We start from the raw sequence: 20,308 nt of genomic DNA, 5'->3' as shown, positions 1-20,308 counted from the left end.
GTTCCCAACCGGGAACCGGCCGTCAACCGGTCAGGAAGGCGATCAGTGCGACGCCGCCAGGTCCAGGTCCTTGACCTTGGGGTCGCCCTCGTCGGCGAAGTAGTCCTCGCGAGAGGTCACGTCCGGTCCGTCGGCCACCTTCAGCGCCCGGAACACCAGCGTGCCGAGCGCCGCCACGATCAGGTTCACGGCCAGCGCCAGGAAGCCCGCGTAGATCGTCATCTTGGTGTCGATCCCGAGGTTGGACAGCCCGAACGCCGACCCGCCGAAGTGGGCCTTGCCGTTGGCCGGGTTCGGGACCATGTACAGCATCCAGATGCCCGCGCTCATCCCGGCGACCCAGCCGGCGATCAGGCCGCCCTTGTGGAACCAGCGGGTGTAGAGGCCCAGCCCCACGGACGGTAGCGTCTGCAGGATGATCACGCCACCGATGAGCTGCAGGTCGATGGAGAACTGCGGGTCGAGCAGCAGGATGCAGAGCACCGCGCCCACCTTGACCACCAGGGACACCAGCTTGGAGACCCTGGCCTCCTCCGCGTCCGTGGCGTCCTTGCGCAGGTATTCGCGGTAGATGTTACGGGTGAACAGGTTCGCCGCCGCGATCGACATGATGGCCGCCGGGACGAGCGCGCCGATGCCGATGGCCGCGTAGGCGACGCCCGCGAACCAGTCGGGGAACATCTGGTCGAACAGCGCCGGGATGATCGTGTTGTTGTCCACCTTGCCGTTCGCGCCCACGACCCCCTTGGTGCCCGCCGCGATCGCCATGAAGCCGAGCAGCGCGATCAGGCCGAGCAGGAAGCTGTAGGCGGGCAGCGCCGCCATGTTCCGCTTGATGACGCCGCGGTTCTTGGAGGCCAGCACGCCGGTGAGGCTGTGCGGGTAGAGGAAGAGCGCCAGTGCCGAGCCGAAGGCCAGCGTGACGTACTGGAGCTGGTTGTTGGCGTTGAGGGTGATCCCGTCGCCGGGCGCCGGCGACGCGGCGAACTTGGCCTTGGCCAGGTCGAAGATCGATCCCCAGCCGCCCAGCTTGGCCGGGATGTAGATGACCGCCGCCAGGATCACGATGTAGATCAGCGTGTCCTTGACGAAGGCGATCAGCGCCGGCGCCCGCAGCCCCGACTGGTAGGTGTAGGCGGCCAGGATGGCGAAGGCGATGATGATCGGCAGGTGCCCGGTGATGCCCATCGTCTTCAGCACGGCCTCGATGCCGACGAGCTGCAGCGCGATGTACGGCATGGTGGCCACCAGACCGGTGATCGCGATGATCAGCGCCAGCGTGGGCGACCCGAACCGGGCCCGGACGAAGTCGGCCGGAGTGACGAACCCGTGCACGTGCGACACCGACCACATCCGGGCCAGCACCAGGAACACCAGCGGATAGACCACCACCGTGTACGGCAGGGCGTAGAAGCCCAGCGCTCCGGCCCCGAAGACCAGCGCGGGCACGGCCACGAAGGTGTAGGCGGTGTAGAGGTCGCCGCCGACCAGGAACCAGGTGATCCAGGAGCCGAAGTTCCGGCCGCCCAGCCCCCATTCGTGCAGGCTCTCGATGTTCTCGGGCCGCCGCCATTTGGCCGCCACGAAGCCCATCACGCTCACCGCGAGGAACAGCAGCGCGAAGACGACCAGCTCGGTCACGTTGGCGTTCACTTGGTCATCCTGTACACGATCGTGGTGCAGCCGACGCCGACGATGATGAAGGCGATCTGCAGCCAGTAGAACAGCGGGAAGCCGAGCAGCCGGGGCTCATCGGCGTTGAACAGGAAGGTCAGCAGCGGCAGCACGATGGGCAGCACCAGCAGCCAGTTCCAAGGGCTGCGGTCACTGCGTGCCCGCCCGGGTTCCCCGGTTGTCATCGACCCCTCCGAAGCATGGATCAGGAGCCGGTCCATGCTCTGAACCAGCTCCTGACATATCGTCAATGGGAGGAGATTAGCTTTACCAGGGGATTAATCCCAATGTCGGCTGGGTTACGGTTTGGCCTAAATGTCGGCTGAGCTGAGGGTCACGTCGAACCGGACAGATTGAGGTCCTTGATGCGCGGGTCTCCCTCGTCGGCCGTGTAGTGCTCGGGCGCGGTGCCGTCGGGGCCGTCGGCGACCTTGAGCGCCCGGAACAGCAGCGTGCCGAGCAGCGCCACGATCAGGTTCACGGCCAGCGCCAGGAAGCCCGCGTAGATCGTCATCTTGGTGTCGAGGCCCAGCTTGGCCAGCGCGAACGCCGAGCCGCCGAAGTGCTCGTGCTTGGTGGCCGGGTTGGCGACGTTGTAGAGCATGAGGATGCCGGCGCCCATCCCGGCGACCCACCCCGCGATCAGCCCGCCCTTGTGGAACCAGCGGGTGAACAGGCCGATGGCGACCGACGGCAGCGTCTGCAGGATGATCACGCCACCGATGAGCTGCAGGTCGATGGAGAACTGCGGGTCGATGAACAGGATGAACAGCACCGCGCCGATCTTCACCACCAGCGAGGTGACCTTGCTGACCCCGGCCTCCTGGGCGTCGGTCGGATCGCGGTTGATGTACTCGCGGTAGATGTTGCGGGTGAACAGGTTCGCCGCCGCGATCGACATGATGGCCGCCGGGACGAGCGCGCCGATGCCGACGGCCGCGAACGCGACGCCCGCGAACCAGTCGGGGAACATCTGGTCGAACAGCTGCGGCACGACGGTGTTGACGTCGGTGCCGATCGGCTTGATCTTCGCCGAGATCGCCATGTACCCGAGCAGCGCGATGAGCGCCAGCAGCAGGCTGTAGGCGGGCAGCGCCGACATGTTCCGCTTGATCACGTCGCGGTTGCGCGAGGCCAGTACGCCGGTGACGCTGTGCGGGTAGAGGAACAGCGCCAGCGCCGAGCCCAGCGCCAGCGTGACGTACTGGAGCTGGTTGTTGGCGTTGAGCAGGGTCCCGTCGCCGGGCGCCGGGGTCGCGGCGAACTTGGCCGTGGCGTCGCCGAAGATCTGGCTCCAGCCGCCCAGCCGGGCCGGGATGTAGATGATCGCGACGAGGATGACCAGGTAGATGAGGATGTCCTTGACGAAGGCGATGAGCGCGGGCGCCCGCAGCCCCGACTGGTAGGTGTAGGCCGCCAGGATCACGAACGCGATGATCAGCGGCAGGTCGGTGAGGAGCCCGCTGCCGGACACACCCATCGTCTTCAGCACGGCCTCGATGCCGACCAGCTGCAGCGCGATGTACGGCATGGTCGCCACGATCCCGGTGATGGCCACCAGCAGCGCCAGCGTCGGCGAGCCGAACCGTACCCGCACGAAGTCGGCCGGCGTGACCAGGCTGTGCACGTGCGACACCGACCACAGCCGGATCATGATGAGGAACACGATCGGGTAGGTGATCACCGTGTACGGCACCGCGAAGAACCCCGCGGCGCCCGCCCCGAACAGCAGCGCGGGCACGGCCACGAAGGTGTAGGCGGTGTAGAGGTCACCGCCGATGAGGAACCAGGTGATCCACGCCCCGAAGCTGCGCCCGCCCAGCCCCCACTCGTTGAGGCTGGCCAGGTCGGTGGGCCGGCGCCACCGGGCGGCGAAGAAGCCCATGCCGCTGACCACCAGGAACAGGACGGTGAAGACGATGATCTCGGTCAGGTGCTCGCTCACCGCTGCCTCCGGCGCTTGGTCATCTGATAGACCAGCGTGGTCGTGACCACGCCGAGGACGATGAAGGCGATCTGCAGCCAGTAGAACAGCGGGAAGCCCAGCAGCCGGGGTTCGTCGAAGTTGTACAGGAACGTCATCAGGGGGATGGCGATGGGGAGGAGCAGCAGCCAGTTCCAGGGGCTGCGGTCACTCTTGTCATCGGGCAAGGCGGTCTCCTTGGGGAGATGCGGCTCTTGCCCTCGCAGACTAGTGAGGTGATTATTTCGGTCAGGTCACTGATCGACGAGTGGTCGTCTCCCCGCGACGAACGGTCGGTCCCACGATGAGGCTGGGACGCCTGCCGCGGCGTCAGACGGTCCGCTCGGCGGCGGTCCTCGGCTCGTGCCGCACGTCACCGGCTGCCCGACCGGCCGGGTCCAAGCGGCGAACTCGACCAGCACCCCACCGGGGTCCTCAAAGTATATCGACCGGACGAACGCGCCGTCGTGCACCTCCGCCGCCACCTGGGCACGCCCTCGGGCGTGCCGGGAAAGATAAAACATGACATGAGATGTCCTCTTTCCGGGCGAGCATGGGCCCATGATTGCTCTGGTGGCGGGCGCGACCCGCGGAACGGGACGAGGAATAGCGGTCCAGCTGGGCGCGACCGGCGCGACCGTCTACTGCACCGGCAGATCGACGCGGGAGGGCCGCTCGGAGCTGAACCGGCCCGAGACCATCGAGGAGACGGCCGAGCTGGTCACGCGGGCCGGCGGCACCGGCATCGCGGTGCGGGTGGACCATCTGGACCCGGCACAGGTCAAGGCGCTGGCCGAGCGGATCGAGCGCGAGCAGGGACGGCTCGACGTGCTGGTCAACGACGTGTGGGGCGGCGAGGGGCTGTACGAGTGGGACACGCCGGTGTGGAAGCACGACCTGGACAACGGGCTGCGCCTGCTCAGGCTGGCGATCGACACCCACCTCATCACCAGCCACCACCTGCTGCCGCTGCTGATCCGCCGGCCGGGCGGGCTGGTGGTCGAGGTGACCGACGGCACCACGGGCTACAACGACACCCACTACCGGGTCTCGCCGTACTACGACCTGGCCAAGGTGTCGGTGAACCGGCTGGCCTTCAGCCAGGCGCACGACCTGGAGCCGTACGGCGGCACGGCGGTGGCGCTCACCCCGGGGTTCCTGCGCTCGGAGGCCATGCTGGAGCTGTTCGGCGTCACCGAGGAGACCTGGCGCGAGGCGAAGCCCGACCCCGCGTGGGCGGTGTCGGAGACCCCGGCCTACGTGGGCCGCGCGGTCGCCGCCCTGGCCACCGACCCGGACAAGCGGCGCTGGTCGGGCCGGTCGGTCTCCAGCGGCGAGCTGGCCCAGGTGTACGGGTTCACGGACATGGACGGCAGCCGGCCGGAAGTGTGGCGCTTCATCACCGAGGTCCGGGAAGCCGGTAAAGAAGCCAACCCGGAGGACTACCGGTAGAGGGCCGCCAGCCGGGCCGCCGCCCCGGCGACCAGGGCGCGCAGCTCCGGCGGCTCGAGCACCTCCGCCTCCGGGCCGAAGCGCAGCACCTGGCTGTAGGCCACCTGCACCGACTCCACCCCGAGCCGGACCGTGCCGTCGGGCCGGAGCGAGGCCAGCGCGTCGGGCAGGGCGGCCGGGTCGGCGATGTGGCGCAGCAAGCGCACGCCCGCCTCGCTCAGCCGCAGCGTGATGCTCTCGCGCAGCAGCGAGCGGGTGAACGCCGCCGACTGCCCCGCCCAGAAGGCCGCCAGGTCGAAGCCCGGGTCACGCTCGAAGACCCGGGCGAGCACCTCGATCTCCCCGAACCGGTCCACCCGGAAGATCAGGAACCGCTCGCCGCTCCTGGCCGCCAGATACCACGCGCCGGCCTTGAGCACGAGCCCGTACGGCTCCACCGTCCGCTTCGCGCCCTTGTAGAAGGCCGTCACGGCGAGGTCCCGCCAGACGGCCCTGGCCAGCGGCGCGAGCGCGGCCGGTGGCGGGGAGTCGCCGGCGAACCAGCCGGGCGCGTCCAGGTGGAAGCGCTGCGCGGCCGTCGCGGGCGCGTCGCGCACGCCGGGTGACAGCGCCGCGGCGGCCTTCAGCCGGGCCGTCGCGGCCACCTCCTCCAGCCCCATCTCGCGCAGCGCCGCGGGCACCCCCGACAAGAACAGCGCCTCCGCCTCGGCCCGGTCGAGCCCGGTCAGCCGGGTACGGTAGCCGTCCAGCAGCCGGTAGCCGCCGCCGCGCCCCCGGTCGGCGTAGACCGGCACGCCCGACTCCGACAGCGCGAGCACGTCGCGGTGGATGGTCCGCTCGGACACCTCCAGCTCCCCGGCCAGCTCTGCGGCCGTCATCCCGCCGCGCCCCTGCAGCAGCAGGAGCAGCGACATCAACCGCGCGGCGCGCACAGCGGCAGGATCATGGCCGAGGGGTGCTCGGGGGAGTGGAACACCTCGACGTCGGCGGGCACCATCTCCCCGCCCAGCCCGAGCGAGCGGCCGGTGCCCGGATTGCGGGCGATCGTCGGGTAGGCCCCGGCGGCGACGTGCACCCGGATCCGGTGGTCGCGGGCGAAGCGGTGCCCGATCGGCCACAGGTCCACCAGCACCCGCCGGATGTCGCCGGCCGCCGAGCCGGGGCCCAGGCGCCGCACGCCCTCGCAGACGTTGAGCGAGCGGCCGTCCGGATGCACGTCGCAGACGCGCACGACCACGTCCACGTACGGGGTGCTGGACCTGACGAACAGCTCGGCGCCGACCGGCCCGATCAGCTCCATGTCCGACTCCAGCGCGGCGGAGCTGTAGACGAGCACGTCGCGCCGCGCCTCCAGCCGCCGCTGGTCCCTCGGCCTGGAGTCGGCCAGCAGCACCGGGCCGCCGAGCACCGGCGTCGGATGGTCGGGGTGGTAGCGGAAGCGGTCGGGCTCGTCCTCGCGCGGGAGCTCGGTGCCGAGCCCGAAGCCGTGCTGCAGGTGCCAGCGCTCCGGCCGCATCGCGGGCACCGGCCAGTCGGGGTAGTCGCGCCACTCCTCGGCCCCGGTCACGTACAGCCGTACCGGATCGGGGCGCAGCCCGGACGGATCGTCCAGCAGGTGCGCGCGGAACCAGGCCAGCGCGTCGGCCATGGCGGGCCGCCCGTGCCGGCGGTCCACGTGGTACCAGGGCCCGATCGTCAGGTACGGCCGCCGCCCGGCCGCCCGCATCGCCTGGTAGTCCTTGAGCTGCCACGGCAGGAACACGTCGTACCAGCCGCCCAGCATGGTGACGGCCGCCTCGACCTTGCCCACCTTCGGGGAGAAGTCACGTTTCTCCCAGTACGGCACCGCCGGGTCGGCATGGTGCTCCAGGAGGTTCTGGAAGAAGGGCAGCGGCCGCCCCGCCGACACCTGGTCCAGCTCGGCCACCGGCCGCCCGGACAGGACCGCCCGGCGGGTGAGCCGGGGCGCCGTCAGCATCGCCGTGCCGCCGAAGGGGCGGGATATGGCGTCGGTCAGCGTGGTCCAGCTCAGCGCGGACTCCAGCGCGAACGCCCCGCCCACGTAGGCGGCGTCCCTGAACTGCGAGGCGGTGATCTGCGTGGCCATGGCCTTCAGCTCCGGCCCGGCCTCGGCCGCGATGGCCCACTGCGCGTAGCCGAGATAGGAGGGGCCGAACATCGCGAACGACCCGCCGTACCAGGGCTGCGCGCGCATCCAGGCGACGGTGGCCAGGCCGTCGTCGTGCTCGTCGCCGAGGGGGTCCAGCGTCCCGCCCGAGCCGAAGCCGCCCCGGCAGCTCTGGATCACCACCTGGAAGCCGCGCCTGGCGAAGCCCCGGCCGCACATCCAGCCGAACAGGCCGCGCCGGCCGTACGGGGAGCGGATCAGGATCACCGGCGCGCGGTCCCCCCCGACCGGCGCGTAATGGTCGGCCAGGAGGGTAACGCCGTCGGGCATCGGAATGGGAAGGTCACGCCGGACCCGCACACGTCGCATTACCTACCAGTAACAGATGCCGCCCGGGGTCCGGTAGCCCGGGGGCACCCCAACGGCCGGGCGGTCAGTCGAAGTGCTGGTAGCGGGGCCAGGCGACGCTCCACGGTTGCTTGAGTCCCCGGCACAGGAAGATGCCCATGCCCTGCAGCTCGTTGTCGATGCCGAGGCCGTTGTCGACGCGGTCCTTCTGTTCGCAGCCGTTGTACTGGAAGTCCATGCCGCGCGGGCCGATGTTCACCATGACCGCGACGGTGGCGCTCTCGGGCGGCGGGCCGTACTCGTGGAGCTGGTTCTGGCCGCTGTAGACGCGCGGGATCCCGGCGCGCACGAGCGCGCCGTGCTCGCCGTAGCTGCCGGTCATGACGATGGCCCGCGCCTGGTCCGCCGGCGGCAGCGAGCGCAGCACGTTCTGGACCTTGGCCGCGAACTGCGGCCAGCCGATGGACTCGCGCACGACCTCGTCGATCGCCGGCACCGGGGTGGCGGCCAGCTGGGCGGCCGGGATGAGCGGCAGCGCGATCACGGCCGACACCAGGCCGTTCACCACGAGGAAACCCGTCGCCAGCCGTACCTTGCCCAGACCCGCCGCCTCCACGCTCACGCAGCCCGCCGCGAACAGCAGCAGGATCAGGCCGGCCGTGTAGTCGAAACGCCCGCCGCTGATCAGCGTCGCCACGGCCGCGGCGGGATAGGCGACGGCCAGCGCCCGCACCCGCCGGTCGCGCCACAGCCGCACCCAGCCGAAGGCGCCGATGGCCGTCACGACCGGCCCGAACAGCGTGAGCTGCATGGGCACGAACAGCGCCCGCATCTCCCCGCCCCGGTCCCCGCTCAGCGCCGCCGCCATCTTCAGCTGCGGCCAGTCGTGCGTGGCCTGATAGAGCAGGTTCGGTACGGCCAGCGCCGCCGCGATCAGCGCGCCGCCCCACAGCCAGGGACTGGCCAGCACCCGGCGCGGCCCCACGGCCACCAGCCCGACCGCGAGTCCCAGCACCAGCATGACGATCAGGTGCTTGTTGTAGGTCGCCAGCCCGACGATCACGCCGACGGCCGGCCACCACCGCGGCTGCTCGCGCGTCAGCGCCTTGGTCATGAACAGGATGGCCGCCGCCCAGAACGGCAGGTCGAAGCTGAGCGTCAGCAGCGTGTGCCCGGCGATGAAGGTGTAGGCGCCGGTCGCCGTGCCGAGCGCGGTCAGGATCTGCGCGACGCCACGGCCGCCCAGCTCGCGGGTGATGAGCGTGACGAGCACGACGAGGATCGCCGCGGCCAGCGCCGGCAGCACCCTGATCCCGAAGAGCGTGTCGCCGAACAGGGCGATCGACAGCTTGGCCGCCATCGGCGCGAAGGCGGGCTGATCGACGTAACCCCAGGCGGGATGCTCGGACAGCACCCGGAAGTACATCTCATCGCGGTGATATCCGTAGCTGCCACTGAGCACCAGCAGCACCGCGAACAACAAGATCGAGATCAACGTGACCGAGCGCCACGCTAGTAACGGGGGGCGTTCCATGATTGCTAAAGTTAGCCGCTCGTCAGAACTCCCGTCAGGAGTTGCGCACCCCTATTTGCCGGGCGTTTCGCCCATCTGGGGACCACCCGGCGCGGGCGCGTTGCGTGATCATCGCGCGCCGGTTACGCTTGCCACATGCGAATCTCGTTGCAGCTTCAGTGGTGGCGCCGCTAGTAGGCGGCGCGTGATTCGCATTCCACAACGGACGGCCGCCCCGGAAGGCGGCCTTTCTCGTGTCCGCCCCCGGGGCATCAGTGTCGGTGTTCGATCATCGATTTTCGACAAGGGGCAGCAGTGGAGACGAGCGGATATACCACCGCCGGGGGCATCGGCGTCGAGCGCGAGGTACGCCAGGTGCCTGAGGAGGCGCTCGAAGAGATCGTGACGGCGCTCGGAGAGAGACGCGGCGGCGCCTTCTCCTCCGGGATGGACTACCCGGGCCGCTACAGCCGATGGGCGTTCGGCTACGTCGACCCGTGCCTGGAGCTGGTCGCCAGGGGCCGCCACATCTCCGCCAGGGCGCTCAACGCCCGCGGCCGGGTCGTGCTGCCCGCCGTGGTCTCCTGCCTGCTGGCCGCCGGCAAGCCCGTCGAGGAGCCGACCGCCGACCACGTCGAGGTCTACGTGCCCGAGTCGGGCGACCTGCTCACCGAGGAGATGCGCAGCCGCCGGCCCACCGTGTTCACCGCGATCCGCGAGGTCATCGCCGCCTTCCGGGGCGACGACCCGCACCTGGGCCTCTACGGGTCCTTCGGCTACGACCTGGCCTTCCAGTTCGAGCCGATCAGGCAAGAGCTCGTCCGCCCCGACGACCAGCGTGACCTGGTGCTGCACCTGCCCGACAGACTGGTGGTGATCGACCGCCAGCGCGAGACCAGCGTCGAATACCGCTACGAGTTCACCGTCGACGGCGCCACCACCCGCGGCCTGGAGCGCACCGGCGAGTCCGTGCCCCTCACCGAGCCTGCCGAGGTGCCCGCCGACCCGAAGAAGGGCGACTACGCCAAGGTCGTGGCCGCCGCCAAGGAGAAGTTCAAGCGCGGCGACCTGTTCGAGGTCGTGCCCGGCCAGGTCTTCCACGCGCCCTGCACCGACCCGTCGGCCTTCTTCCGCGGCCTGCGGCACAGCAACCCGGCCCCCTACGAGTTCATCATCAGCCTCGGCGAGGGCGAGCACCTCGTCGGCGCCTCGCCCGAGATGTACGTCCGGGTGAGCGGCGACCGCGTCGAGACCTGCCCCATCTCCGGCACGATCGCCCGCGGCAGCAACCCGATCGAGGACGCCGAGGCCATCCGCACCCTCCTGACCAGCGTCAAGGAGGAGTCGGAGCTGACCATGTGCACCGACGTCGACCGCAACGACAAGTCGCGCATCTGCGTGCCCGGCTCCGTCCGGGTCATCGGCCGCCGCCAGATCGAGCTCTACTCCCGCCTGATCCACACCGTCGACCACATCGAGGGCCGGCTGCGGCCGGAGTTCGACGCCCTCGACGCCTTCCTGACCCACATGTGGGCCGTCACGGTCACCGGCGCGCCCAAGACCTGGGCCATGCAGTTCATCGAGGACCACGAGGCCACCACCCGCCGGTGGTACGGCGGCGCCATCGGCTTCATCGGCTTCGACGGCTCCATGAACACCGGCCTGACCCTGCGCACCGCCCAGATCAAGAACGGCCTGGCGACCGTCAGGGCCGGCGCCACGCTGCTGTTCGACTCCGACCCCGAGGCCGAGGAGCGCGAGACCGAGCTCAAGGCCAGCGCCCTGCTCGGCGCCCTGGCCGCGGTCAACCAGCCGCACGCCCAGCCGGCCGTCCCGGTCCGCGAGCAGCCGGGCCAGGGCATAAAGGTGCTGCTCGTCGACCACGAGGACTCCTTCGTCAACACCCTGGCCGACTACTTCCGCCAGGAGGGCGCCGACGTCGTCACGTTGCGCCACGGCTTCCCCCCGGCCATGCTCGACGACATCGCGCCCGACCTCGTCGTCCTGTCGCCGGGCCCCGGCTGGCCCTCCGACTTCGGCATGTCGGCGCTCATCGACGAGATCTACGCCCGTGACCTGCCGGTCTTCGGTGTCTGCCTCGGCCTGCAGGCGATGGTCGAGCACGCCGGCGGCTCGCTGGAGCTGCTCGACTACCCCGAGCACGGCAAGCGCGGCCAGGTCACCCGGCTGGGCGGCGGCGACGCGCTGCTCGACGGGCTGCCCCAGGAGTTCGTCGCGGCCCGCTACCACTCCCTGCACGCCAAGCGCGTCGGCGTGGTCGGCTTCACCCCGACCGCGCTGACGCCCGACGGCAACGTCATGGCGATCGAGGACACCGAGAGGCGCCGCTTCGCCGTGCAGTTCCACCCGGAGTCCATCCTGACCGCCGAGGGCGGCGCGGGCGCGCGCGTCATCGCCAATGTGCTCCGCCTGGCCCGCCGGTGAGGGTTCTCACACGTGAGGATCTAGCGCGTCTATCGGGTAGGTAAAACGGCCGCGGGGGCGTGCGGAGGACACCTAGAGTCTCCGCATGCTCCCCGTAGATCTTCCCGATACGGTGCGTGACGCCCTCCTCGCCCCACTCGTCGACCACCACTGTCACGGGGTGCGCCGCGACGACCTGACCAGAGCCCAGTTCGAGCTGCTGATCAACGAGGGCGGCTGCCCCGCGCCGCCGGGCACCACCCACTTCGACACGCCGATCGGCGCGGGCATCCGCCGCTGGTGCGCGCCCGTGCTCGGCCTGGAGCCGCACACGCCCCCCTCCGTGTACCTGGCGCGCCGGGCCGACCTCGGCGCCGAGGAGGTCAACCGGCGGCTGCTGCGGGCCGCCGGGATCGGGGCGCTGCTGGTCGACACCGGGATGGAGAGCGCCGAGCTGCTGACGGCCGCCGAGCTGGCCCGCTACGGCGACGCGGCCGCGAACGAGGTCGTCGGCATCGAGCAGATCGAGCAGGACGTCGTGGAGATGGCCGAGACGGCCCTCGACTACATGGACAGCCTGGCCGAGGAGCTCACCGCCAGGGCCGCCAGGGCCGTGGGCATGGCGACGGTCATCGGTCACCGGTGCGGCCTCGCCTTCGACCCGTCGAGGCCGAGCAGAGGCTCTGTCATCGCGGCGGCCAACCGCCGGCTGTCCGACCCCAAGGAGCCGCTGACCGACCCGATCCTGCTGCGCCACCTGCTGTGGACCGCGGTCGACGTGGCCAGGGACCGCGGGCTGCCCCTGCAGTTCCACGCCGGATTCGGCGATCTGTCCTACTCCGGCCTGCATCGCACCGACCCGGCGCGGATGACCACGTTCGTCAGGGCGCTGCAGCCGGCCGGCGTGCCGGTGGTGCTGCTGCACGGCTACCCGTTCCACCGCCAGGCCGCCTACCTGGCCGGCGTCTTCCCGCACGTCTACGTCGACGTGGGCCTCGCGCTGACCCACAGCGCCGCCGGGTCCGCGCGGATCATGGACGAGCTGCTGGAGCTGGCGCCGTTCCACAAGCAGTTCTTCGGCTCCGGCTGTCACGGCGTGGCCGAGACCGGCCACCTGGGCGCCCTCTACTTCCGCCGGGCCCTGGGCGCCGCGCTGAAGTCGCGGGTCGACGCGGGGGAGTGGAGCGTCGCCGACGCGGCCAAGGTGGCCCACATGATCGGCTCCGGCAATGCCCGCCGGGTCTACCGGCTCTGAACTCCTCCTTGGGGAGGAGGTGGGCGCGGTGCTCGAAGCCACCAACTTCCATCCGGGCCGCACGGCCCTCAACCATCTCCGGATGCTCTGCGCGGCGGCCCGGCTGCCCCGCGAGCGCGCGACGGAGGCGCTGGAGCAGGCCGGCCTCGCCGACGTGGCCGGCAAGCGGGTGCAGGTCTTCTCGCTCGGCATGCGGCAGCGGCTGGCGCTGGCCACCGCGCTGATCGGCCATCCCAAGGTGCTCATTCTCGACGAGCCCGCCAACGGGCTCGATCCGGCGGGCATCCAGTGGCTGCGCGGCTTCCTGCGCTACCTGTCCCACGACCAGGGCGCCGCCGTCCTGGTCTCCAGCCACGTGCTGGCCGAGGTCGAGCAGATCGTCGACAACGTGGTGATCATCGCCAAGGGCCGGCTCGTACGCTCGTCCCGGCCCTCGAACGTGCCGGCGCCGCGGTCGAGCAGCAGGACGGGTTCCTGCGCGTACGGGGCCTCGGTGCCGAGGACATCGGCCGGATCGCGCTCGACGCGAAGGTCGTGCTGAGCGAGGTCGCGACCGAACGCTCCGACCTGCAGCAGGTCTTCCTGGAGCTGACCGGGGAGGGGCAGGGCTGATGACGCTGATCAGGGCGGAGCTGCTCAAGCTCCGGACCACCAGGCTCTGGTGGGTGATGCTGGGCGTCACGGTCGCCTACGTGCTTCTGCAGCTCGGTCTCACGATCGGGTTCGCCGGACAGGCCGCTCAGAACGGCCGGCAGGTCTTCCCAGCAGGGGCTCCGCGCCGTTCCAGGAACTCCTGTGGGGGCTCGGCTCGAGCGGCGCGCTGTTCCCGATGATCCTCGGGGTCGTCATGATGACCGCCGAATACCGCTACCAGACCATCACCACCACGTTCCTCGCCACGCCCCGGCGCGAGCGGGTGGTCGTGGCCAAGCTCGGGGCGGGGGTGGTCGTCGGACTGGCCTTCGGACTGATCGTGCTGGCGCTGACCGCCATCGCGGTGGTCGTGTCGGTCCTGCTGTCCAGCGGTGAGCTGGTCCTGTCCGCGAAGGTCCTGCGCATCGCCACGGGCGTGCTGCTCGTGCTCGTCCTCTACACGCTGTTCGGGGTCGGGCTGGGCGCGCTGATCAAGAACCAGCTCGGCGCGATCATCGTCGCGGTGGTGTGGGTGTTCATCGTCGAGGCGCTGGTCAACGCGATCCCGGCGCTGCAGCCCGTCGGCAAGTGGACGCCGGCCGGCGCGGGCAGCGCGGTGACCAACAGCGGCGTCGACCTCGGGCTCGGCACCGACTACCTGCTGCCGGCCTGGGCGGGCGCCCTGGTGCTGCTCGGGTACGCGGTGCTCTTCTCGGCGGTCGCCTCGGCCACGACGATCCGGCGCGACATCACCTAGCCACACCCGGTGGGGGCCGGGCCCTCTCTCCCGCGGTCGTCCGCCATGCAGGCGCCGAGCTTGGCTCCGACGCTCTGCATGGCGTCTGCCAGCGCGGCGACCTGCTCGGGCGTGAGGTGGTCGAACAGCACCTCGCGCAGGGCCCGCGCGTGGTCGGGCGCGATCGCGGTGATGACCGCCCGCCCCTCGGGGGTGATCTCGGCGACGCTGGCCCGGCCGTCGCTCTCGTCGGGCCGCAGCAGTACGTAGCCGCGCTCGACCAGCTTGCTGACCCGGTGGCTCAGGCGGCTGATCGAGACGTTGCCCAGGGTGGCCAGGTCGCTCAGCCGCAACGGCCCGGCGGCCAGCGTGTTGAGCAGGCCGTATTCGATGTGGACCAGCCCGTGCGCCCGGAACGTGCGCTCCACCCGCGGAATGCCGACGAGCATCACGGCGAGCAGGCCCTGCCACGCTCGCTGCTCGTCATGGCCGAGCCCTTCGACCAACAGACCCCCAGCGTCAGAATCGGCCGACCGCGACGATGACCGTCAGCGCCAGCAGTACCAGGTTAACCGCGAAGCTCTCCTTGCGCCGCCGGTGCACCTGGGCGGCGACGATCATGGTGATGGCGAGCCCGGCCGCCGCCAGGGGCGTGAGGATCGGGGCGATGCCGGTGGCCCAGGGCAGCACCAGGCCGAGCGCGCCGAGGATCTCCACCGCGCCGATACCCCTGACCTGCGCCTGGCTGAAATCATCCACCCATCCCATGCGCGGCTGGAGCGTCTCCTTGGGCTGGGTGGCCTTCATGAATCCGCCGAAGAGGAAGGCGGCGGCGAGCAGGGCTTGGAGGACCCAGAGGACGACGTTCATAAGTTGTCCCTTCAAGTATCGAGGGTCTGACTGTAGGGCGAAAAACTTGAAGCTACAAGTGTTCAGGCGGGCCTCGCGCCGAGTCGCGCGCAGGTCCGCGACCTGGTTTGCTGGGGGCCATCACATCGCCTAACCCGAGCGGGGGCTCGCCCATGCGCACCGTCGAACCCGAGGTGTACCTCATAGCCCGTCCAGACCTCGACTACGACGAGCTCGCCCGCTACCTGGGCGAGGTCGGCGGCGAAAGCTGGCTGGAGCGGCTCGACCGGGGCGACCTCGACGCCCAGAACCTGGCCGAGTTCGCCGGGCGCCTGTGCTACCGCTCCTTCGAGCCCGGACTCAACCCCAACGTCGTGCGCATCCGCGAGGACCAGGGCGACTACCTGCGCAACATCCTGGCCAGCGCCCACGGCTCGGTGCTGGAGCATCTCAACTTCAGCTTCGTGCTGCACAACGTCAGCCGCGTGCTCACCCACGAGCTCGTCAGGCACCGCCCCGGAGTGGCCATCTCGCAGGAGTCGCTGCGCTTCGTCCGCCTCGACGAGCTGCCGTTCTGGTTCCCCGAGTGGGCCCAGTCCGATCCCGAGCTGATGAAGCGGGCCACGGCCATGCTGGAGCAGATGGAGCAGTTCCAGATCTGGATGGCCGATCACTTCGGGCTCGACGAGGAGGGGGTGCCGTTCTCGGAGAAGAAGCACCGCACCTCGTTCATGCGCCGCTTCGCCCCGGAGGGGCTGGCCACCGGGCTGGTCTGGACGGCCAACGTACGCACGCTGCGGCACACGATCGAGGCGCGCACGGCGGCCGGGGCCGAGGAGGAGATCCGGCTGCTGTTCCAGCACATCGGCGCGCTCATGGTCAAGGAGGCGCCCGCCCTGTTCGGTGACTACGTCATCGAGGACGGGGCCTGGGTCCCCGGCTGGCGCAAGGTGTGAGGTGAATCAGCGCGGGTGATCAGGCCAGCGCCGGCATGACATAGACCTCGGCGCCCGGCGGCAGCGCGCAGTCGAGGCTGCCGAGGCCGCGGGCGTTCTCGCCGCACACGATCATGTTGATGTGCCGGCGAATACGCCCGTAGTCGTCGCGCAGCCGCTCCTCCAGCAGCGGATGCGTACGCCGCAGCATGTCGAGCGCGGAGCCGAGCGTCGGCGGGGTGTGCTGGTCGGCAGCGACGGCGAAGACCTTCACCTCGCTGTCGCCGCTCACCCAGCGGCGCAGCGAGTTGGGCAGGACGAAGACCACCATCATCACGTTCTTGGCCATGGACTACAGCACCGCCGCGCGCACGCTGAGCACGTCGGGCAGGTGCCGGACGACCGTCGACCAGGTGCCGCCGTCGTCCCGCGAGCAGTAGACCTCGCCGTCGCGGGTGCCGAAGAACACCCCCGCCTCGGAGGCGGTCATCGCGTCACGCAGCACGCTCGCGTGCACCGGCCCCTCGGGCAGCCCGCGCTCCAGCGGCTGCCAGGTGCCCCCTGCGTCCTCGCTGCGGAAGACCCGGTAGCGGTGGCCGACCGGGGTGCGGTCGATGTCGGCGTTCAGCGGCAGCACGTAGACCGTGTCGGGCCGGGCGGGATGCACCACGATCGGGAAGCCGAAGTCGGACGGCAGCGACGAGCCGATGTCGTGCCAGGTGCCGCCGAAGTCGTCGCTGCGGTAGACGCCGAAGTGGTGCTGCAGGAAGAGCCGCTCGGGCCGGGACGGGTGCATGCCGACCTTGTGCACGCATTGCCCGTATTCGGGATATTGCTGCCCCTCCGGCATGAACGGCGCGCGGATGCCCTGGTTGGCGGCCTCCCACGAGAGGCCGCCGTCGGTCGTGCGATAGAAGCCGCCCGTCGAGACCGCGACGCCCATGACGTTCGGATCGGTGGGATGACTGACGACCGTGTGCAGGCACAGCCCGCCGCCGCCCGGGGCCCAGTGCTGCCGGTGCGGGTGCTCCCACAGCCCTTCGGCCAGCTCGTAGGTGACGCCGCGGTCCGCCGAGCGGAACAGCGCGCCCGGCTCCACCCCGGCCCAGACCACCTCGGGCTCGGCCGGCGACGGCATGAGCTGCCACACCCTGGTCAGGGTCGCGCCCGTCTTCTCGGGGAAGGCGATGGGGGGACGCTCGGCCTCCTGCCAGGTCTCGCCGAGGTCGTCGGAGTACATCACCGAGGGGCCGAAGTGGCCGTACTCGATGCCCGCCAGGATCCGCGGCGTGCCGGCGCGCGTGTCGATCGCCACCGCGGTCACGCCGACCGTGGAGAACTGGATCGGCGCCACCTCGAACGGGCCGCCGTCCGTCGAGCGGGCGAGGAACAGGCCCTTGCGGGTGCCGATCGCGAGCACTGCGTCGCTCATAACAAGCTCCCATCGCTCCCGTGTTCGCTTCCCGGCCATCGTGCCACGCCGTGACCAGGAGCGCCGAGGACTGGGCGATTTGCCGCGCGATTACTTCCGAGGTAATCGTGCTGCTTCCCTGCCGTTCGGTAGCGTTGCCGTATGGGGTCGGTCAATGGCGCGTTCGCGGTGGGGGATGAGTCGTTCGGGGATCTGCTGCGATCCTGGCGGCAGCGGCGGCGGGTGAGCCAGCTCGATCTGGCGATCGAGGCCGAGGTGTCGGCTCGCCACGTCAGCTTCCTGGAGACCGGGCGGGCCCGGCCGAGCCGCGAGATGGTGATGAAGCTGTCGGAGGAGCTGGAGGTGCCGCTGCGCCACCGCAACAGGCTGCTGGTCGCGGCGGGGTTCGCACCGGTCTTCCCCGAACGCGAGGTACGCGCCCCCGAGATGCAGGCCGTCCGGCAGGCGCTCGACAAGATCCTCGCCGGGCACGAGCCCTACCCCGCCCTGGTCGTGGACGCCGCCTGGAACCTGGTGGCGGCCAACTCGGCGACCGCCCTTTTCATGGACGGGGTGCCCGCGGAGCTGCTCAAGGAGCCGGTCAACGTGATGCGGCTGTCGCTGCACCCCGAGGCGATGGGCGGCCGGCTGGTCAACCTGGCGGAGGTACGCGCCCACCTGCTGCACCAGCTGCGCAGGCAGGCGGAGGCGTCGGGCTCGGGGCAGCTGGCCGAACTGCACGACGAGCTCGCCGCCTACACCTACCCCGGCGTGGATCTGAACGTGGTGCACGTGCCGGGCCCGGCCGACCTTCTGGTGCCGCTGCGGATCAGGCACGGCACGCGGATCCTGTCGATGTTCACCACGATCGCCACGTTCGGAACGCCTCTGGACGTGACGGTCGCCGAGCTCGCCATCGAGACGTTCTGGCCCAACGACGACGAGACCGCCGCCGCGTTCCAGCGGCCCGCCGCCCCCTAGTACTACAGCCTTGCCTCCCCGCTGTCTGGTCGGCGTGCACGGCTCGTACACCTGCGTCCGCACCTCGCGTCTTGGCCATCTGTACCCGGGCGGCCCCTGCACGTGCTCGCCCTGGGCCGTCGGCGGCGACGCGGGGATGTGGCATCGGGAACTGGTCAACGTACGCGAGCTCGCCCGGCCGATCCCGTGCACGTGTTCCAGAGCCGGACCGCACAGTCGGCGGGGCATCGCTCCAGCCCATCTGCCTGACGGTCTGGACGTCCCGGGCAATGGACGCGGGTACGGTCACCGGCCTGCCCCGCCCGGCCATCGATGACCCCGCAGGCGCGACCGTACAGGATCGCCCGGATCGCCCGCTTGCGGATCGGACGGCGCGCCGGCTGGGCCGACGAGGCCGTGGAGGTGGGCGTAGGAGACGGCGTGGATCCGGTCGCGCAGGTTCAGTTTGGTGAGGATGCGCGAGACGTGGGTCTTGACGGTCTCGTCGCCGATGCCGAGGCGGCCGGCGATCTCGGCGTTGCTGTGCGCCTGGGCCAGCAGGAGCAGTACCTCGTGTTCCCGGGTGGTGAGGAGGTCCAGGCCAACCGGGGCGGGAGGGGGTGCGATGCCGTCGGCGAGGCGGGCGCTGAGCCGGCGGGTGACCGAGGGGTCGATGAGGGTGTCGCCGCGGGCGGCCACCCGGATGGCGGCGATCAGCTCCTCCGGCGGGAGGCTCTTCAGCAGGAACCCGCCGGCCCCTGCCCGCAGGGCGCGATGGACATAGGTGTCCTGGTCGTAGGTGGTCAACAGGATCACCTTGGTGGAGTTGGCGGGGTCGGCGAGTATCGCCTCCGTGGCGCGCAGGCCGTCCAGGCGCGGCATGCGAATGTCGATGATCGCCACGTCGGGACGCAGCCGCAGCACTTCGCTCACGGCGCTCCGCCCGTCCGCTGCTTCTCCCACGCACACCAGGTCGGCCTGGGTGTCCAGGACGGCACGCAGACCGGAGCGGAACATGGCGTGGTCGTCGGCGATCAGGACGCGCAAAGTCATGAGGAGTCCAGGGGGAAGGTCACGGTGGTGATCCAGGCGCTGCCGTCGGGAGCGGGCCCGTAGCTGGTCGACCCCGCGAACATGGTGACACGGCTCCTGATGCCCTGCAGGCCGCGGTGCGGCGAGTCGGGCCGGGCACGGGTCCGGGTGGCCAGGGGGTTGGAGGCGGTCAGGGTGAGGCCGGCGCGGTCATGGCGCAGTTCGACCTCCGCCACGCCGCCGGCGCCGTGCCGCAGGGCGTTGGTGAGCATCTCCTGCACCACCCGGTAGGCGGCGATGTCCAGCGACTCCGGCAATCGGGACGGGACGCCGTGGACGGTCACCCGGGCACGCAGGCCGACGGCGCGCAGGGTTTCGAGCAGTTCGGGCAGGTTGTCCAGCCCAGGCTGGCTGTCCTCCGCGGCCGGGTCGCCGTGCAGGACGTCCAGCAGGCGTCGCAGGTCGAGCATGGCGGCCCGGCTGGAGGTCTCCACGGCGGCCAGCGATGCCGTCAGGTCCTGGGCGTTCGCCGCCGTCGCGGGCCCCCCGCGGGGGGCCGCGGGCGGGCAGGCGCGGGGGCGGCGCGGGGGGGGGGCCCCGCGTTGCCGACTGGCCGTGGGCGTCCCCCGCCGCCGGGCCCCGCATGCGGGCCGCGACGGCGTGCATGCCGATGGCGCTGACGTGGTGGGAGATCACGTCGTGCAGATCGCAGGCGATGCTGCTGCGCTCCTCGGCGATGGCCGCGGCCATCGCCTGCCGGGCCGCCGCCTGCTCCCGCTCGGAGCGCCTTTCCAGCTCGGCGATGTACGCGCGGCGCGCGGTGGTGTACCGGCCGACGAGCCAGGGCAGCAGCGCGTCGCCCATGACGTTGAGCAGGACCCGTCCCGGTTCGAGGGGCGCCCCGCCGAGTAGCGGCCGCGTGACCGCTCCCGCGGCGAGGCAGAGCAGGGACAGCACCGCCGGCCCTCGCTCCAGCCAGGCGCCCGCCCGGTAGG

The 20,308-nt window shown here is 70.8% G+C and carries 23 protein-coding genes and 1 pseudogene; 10 read left to right on the top strand and 14 right to left on the bottom strand.

Going from position 1 to position 20,308, the window contains the following annotated elements; all coding sequences use genetic code 11:
- Nucleotides 1-42: 42 nt before the first annotated feature.
- The 4 genes from mctP (LDL49_RS21400) to LDL49_RS21385 form a co-directional block, all read right to left on the bottom strand.
- Entirely contained in the window at nucleotides 43-1,653 is a 1,611-nt protein-coding gene (gene mctP / locus LDL49_RS21400) for a monocarboxylate uptake permease MctP (protein ID WP_308016167.1), read from the bottom strand.
- Nucleotides 1,650-1,859 carry a DUF3311 domain-containing protein gene (locus LDL49_RS21395; protein WP_225292873.1) on the bottom strand — a complete coding sequence of 70 codons (210 nt, stop codon included), beginning with the start codon at nucleotides 1,857-1,859 and terminating at the stop codon, nucleotides 1,650-1,652. The genes mctP (LDL49_RS21400) and LDL49_RS21395 overlap by 4 nt, the downstream gene beginning before the upstream one ends.
- A 149-nt stretch (nucleotides 1,860-2,008) precedes the next feature.
- Nucleotides 2,009-3,619 (bottom strand): monocarboxylate uptake permease MctP, encoded by a 1,611-nt coding sequence (gene mctP, locus LDL49_RS21390; protein WP_225292872.1) that lies wholly within the window; start codon nucleotides 3,617-3,619, stop codon nucleotides 2,009-2,011.
- On the bottom strand, nucleotides 3,616-3,825 hold the full coding sequence (locus tag LDL49_RS21385) for a DUF3311 domain-containing protein (protein WP_225292871.1): 210 nt from the start codon (nucleotides 3,823-3,825) through the stop codon (nucleotides 3,616-3,618). The genes mctP (LDL49_RS21390) and LDL49_RS21385 overlap by 4 nt, the downstream gene beginning before the upstream one ends.
- Before the next feature lie 373 nt (nucleotides 3,826-4,198).
- Here LDL49_RS21385 and LDL49_RS21380 point away from each other — a divergent pair, with 373 nt between their 5' ends.
- The gene (locus tag LDL49_RS21380) at nucleotides 4,199-5,089 is read left to right on the top strand and encodes an SDR family oxidoreductase (RefSeq protein WP_225292870.1); all 891 of its coding nucleotides are present in this window, start codon (nucleotides 4,199-4,201) and stop codon (nucleotides 5,087-5,089) included.
- Here the strand turns inward: LDL49_RS21380 and LDL49_RS21375 are convergent.
- The 3 genes from LDL49_RS21375 to LDL49_RS21365 all read right to left on the bottom strand — a co-directional run bounded on the left by LDL49_RS21375 (nucleotide 5,080) and on the right by LDL49_RS21365 (nucleotide 9,099).
- Nucleotides 5,080-6,021, bottom strand: coding sequence for a helix-turn-helix transcriptional regulator (locus LDL49_RS21375; protein ID WP_225292869.1), 942 nt, complete (start codon nucleotides 6,019-6,021; stop codon nucleotides 5,080-5,082). The genes LDL49_RS21380 and LDL49_RS21375 overlap by 10 nt on opposite strands.
- A complete protein-coding gene (locus LDL49_RS21370) occupies nucleotides 6,003-7,547 on the bottom strand; it encodes a CocE/NonD family hydrolase (protein ID WP_225292868.1) in 1,545 nt (514 codons plus the stop codon). The genes LDL49_RS21375 and LDL49_RS21370 overlap by 19 nt, the downstream gene beginning before the upstream one ends.
- Nucleotides 7,548-7,650: 103 nt before the next feature.
- Complete coding sequence (locus tag LDL49_RS21365) at nucleotides 7,651-9,099, bottom strand: glycosyltransferase family 39 protein (protein ID WP_225292867.1); 1,449 nt, start codon at nucleotides 9,097-9,099, stop codon at nucleotides 7,651-7,653.
- A 294-nt stretch (nucleotides 9,100-9,393) separates the two neighbouring features.
- On the opposite strand from LDL49_RS21365, the gene LDL49_RS21360 reads away from it, so the two are divergent.
- The 6 genes and pseudogenes from LDL49_RS21360 to LDL49_RS21340 all read left to right on the top strand — a co-directional run bounded on the left by LDL49_RS21360 (nucleotide 9,394) and on the right by LDL49_RS21340 (nucleotide 14,147).
- A complete protein-coding gene (locus tag LDL49_RS21360; RefSeq protein WP_225292866.1) occupies nucleotides 9,394-11,523 on the top strand; it encodes an anthranilate synthase component I in 2,130 nt (709 codons plus the stop codon).
- Between the two features lie 85 nt (nucleotides 11,524-11,608).
- On the top strand, nucleotides 11,609-12,757 hold the full coding sequence (locus LDL49_RS21355; protein WP_225292865.1) for an amidohydrolase family protein: 1,149 nt from the start codon (nucleotides 11,609-11,611) through the stop codon (nucleotides 12,755-12,757).
- A pseudogene (locus LDL49_RS59860) lies at nucleotides 12,732-13,052 on the top strand (ATP-binding cassette domain-containing protein); the annotation flags it as partial. The gene LDL49_RS21355 and the pseudogene LDL49_RS59860, both read left to right, overlap by 26 nt.
- A complete protein-coding gene (locus LDL49_RS59855; protein ID WP_504854013.1) occupies nucleotides 13,046-13,369 on the top strand; it encodes a DUF8746 domain-containing protein in 324 nt (107 codons plus the stop codon). The pseudogene LDL49_RS59860 and the gene LDL49_RS59855, both read left to right, overlap by 7 nt.
- Complete coding sequence (locus tag LDL49_RS21345; RefSeq protein WP_225292863.1) at nucleotides 13,369-13,590, top strand: hypothetical protein; 222 nt, start codon at nucleotides 13,369-13,371, stop codon at nucleotides 13,588-13,590. Before LDL49_RS59855 ends, LDL49_RS21345 begins: the two co-directional genes overlap by 1 nt.
- Nucleotides 13,587-14,147 carry an ABC transporter permease gene (locus LDL49_RS21340; RefSeq protein WP_225292862.1) on the top strand — a complete coding sequence of 187 codons (561 nt, stop codon included), beginning with the start codon at nucleotides 13,587-13,589 and terminating at the stop codon, nucleotides 14,145-14,147. Before LDL49_RS21345 ends, LDL49_RS21340 begins: the two co-directional genes overlap by 4 nt.
- Here the strand turns inward: LDL49_RS21340 and LDL49_RS21335 are convergent.
- Nucleotides 14,144-14,632 (bottom strand): MarR family winged helix-turn-helix transcriptional regulator, encoded by a 489-nt coding sequence (locus LDL49_RS21335; RefSeq protein ID WP_225292861.1) that lies wholly within the window; start codon nucleotides 14,630-14,632, stop codon nucleotides 14,144-14,146. The genes LDL49_RS21340 and LDL49_RS21335 overlap by 4 nt on opposite strands.
- Nucleotides 14,633-14,645: 13 nt before the next feature.
- On the bottom strand, nucleotides 14,646-14,996 hold the full coding sequence (locus LDL49_RS21330) for a DoxX family protein (protein WP_225292860.1): 351 nt from the start codon (nucleotides 14,994-14,996) through the stop codon (nucleotides 14,646-14,648).
- Nucleotides 14,997-15,148: 152 nt separating this feature from the next.
- On the opposite strand from LDL49_RS21330, the gene thyX reads away from it, so the two are divergent.
- A complete protein-coding gene (thyX, locus tag LDL49_RS21325; RefSeq protein ID WP_225292859.1) occupies nucleotides 15,149-15,931 on the top strand; it encodes an FAD-dependent thymidylate synthase in 783 nt (260 codons plus the stop codon).
- A 19-nt stretch (nucleotides 15,932-15,950) separates the two neighbouring features.
- Here the strand turns inward: thyX and LDL49_RS21320 are convergent, their stop codons facing one another.
- Nucleotides 15,951-16,259 (bottom strand): ubiquitin family protein, encoded by a 309-nt coding sequence (locus LDL49_RS21320; RefSeq protein WP_225292858.1) that lies wholly within the window; start codon nucleotides 16,257-16,259, stop codon nucleotides 15,951-15,953.
- 3 nt (nucleotides 16,260-16,262) lie between these two features.
- A complete protein-coding gene (locus tag LDL49_RS21315) occupies nucleotides 16,263-17,342 on the bottom strand; it encodes a WD40/YVTN/BNR-like repeat-containing protein (protein WP_225292857.1) in 1,080 nt (359 codons plus the stop codon).
- 141 nt (nucleotides 17,343-17,483) lie between these two features.
- On the opposite strand from LDL49_RS21315, the gene LDL49_RS21310 reads away from it, so the two are divergent.
- Complete coding sequence (locus LDL49_RS21310) at nucleotides 17,484-18,302, top strand: helix-turn-helix domain-containing protein (protein ID WP_225292856.1); 819 nt, start codon at nucleotides 17,484-17,486, stop codon at nucleotides 18,300-18,302.
- A gap of 285 nt (nucleotides 18,303-18,587) precedes the next feature.
- On the opposite strand, the gene LDL49_RS21305 is transcribed toward LDL49_RS21310, so the two are convergent.
- From LDL49_RS21305 to LDL49_RS59225, 3 genes are read right to left on the bottom strand one after another with little or no spacing between them, the layout of a single operon-like run.
- Nucleotides 18,588-19,334 carry a response regulator gene (locus LDL49_RS21305; protein WP_225292855.1) on the bottom strand — a complete coding sequence of 249 codons (747 nt, stop codon included), beginning with the start codon at nucleotides 19,332-19,334 and terminating at the stop codon, nucleotides 18,588-18,590.
- Nucleotides 19,331-19,585, bottom strand: coding sequence for a sensor histidine kinase (locus LDL49_RS59230; protein ID WP_225292854.1), 255 nt, complete (start codon nucleotides 19,583-19,585; stop codon nucleotides 19,331-19,333). Before LDL49_RS59230 ends, LDL49_RS21305 begins: the two co-directional genes overlap by 4 nt.
- Nucleotides 19,524-20,063, bottom strand: a complete 540-nt coding sequence (locus LDL49_RS59225; RefSeq protein WP_225292992.1) for a histidine kinase — start codon at nucleotides 20,061-20,063, stop codon at nucleotides 19,524-19,526. The genes LDL49_RS59230 and LDL49_RS59225 overlap by 62 nt, the downstream gene beginning before the upstream one ends.
- On the opposite strand from LDL49_RS59225, the gene LDL49_RS21290 reads away from it, so the two are divergent.
- The gene (locus tag LDL49_RS21290; protein ID WP_225292999.1) at nucleotides 19,957-20,307 is read left to right on the top strand and encodes a hypothetical protein; all 351 of its coding nucleotides are present in this window, start codon (nucleotides 19,957-19,959) and stop codon (nucleotides 20,305-20,307) included. The genes LDL49_RS59225 and LDL49_RS21290 overlap by 107 nt on opposite strands.
- Nucleotide 20,308 lies beyond the last annotated feature (1 nt).

The organism is Nonomuraea aurantiaca, assembly GCF_020215705.1.
Lineage (GTDB): Bacteria > Actinomycetota > Actinomycetes > Streptosporangiales > Streptosporangiaceae > Nonomuraea > Nonomuraea aurantiaca.
The sequence above is the reverse complement of the archived record's forward strand: the minus strand, read 5'-3'. Positions and strand labels throughout refer to the sequence as shown.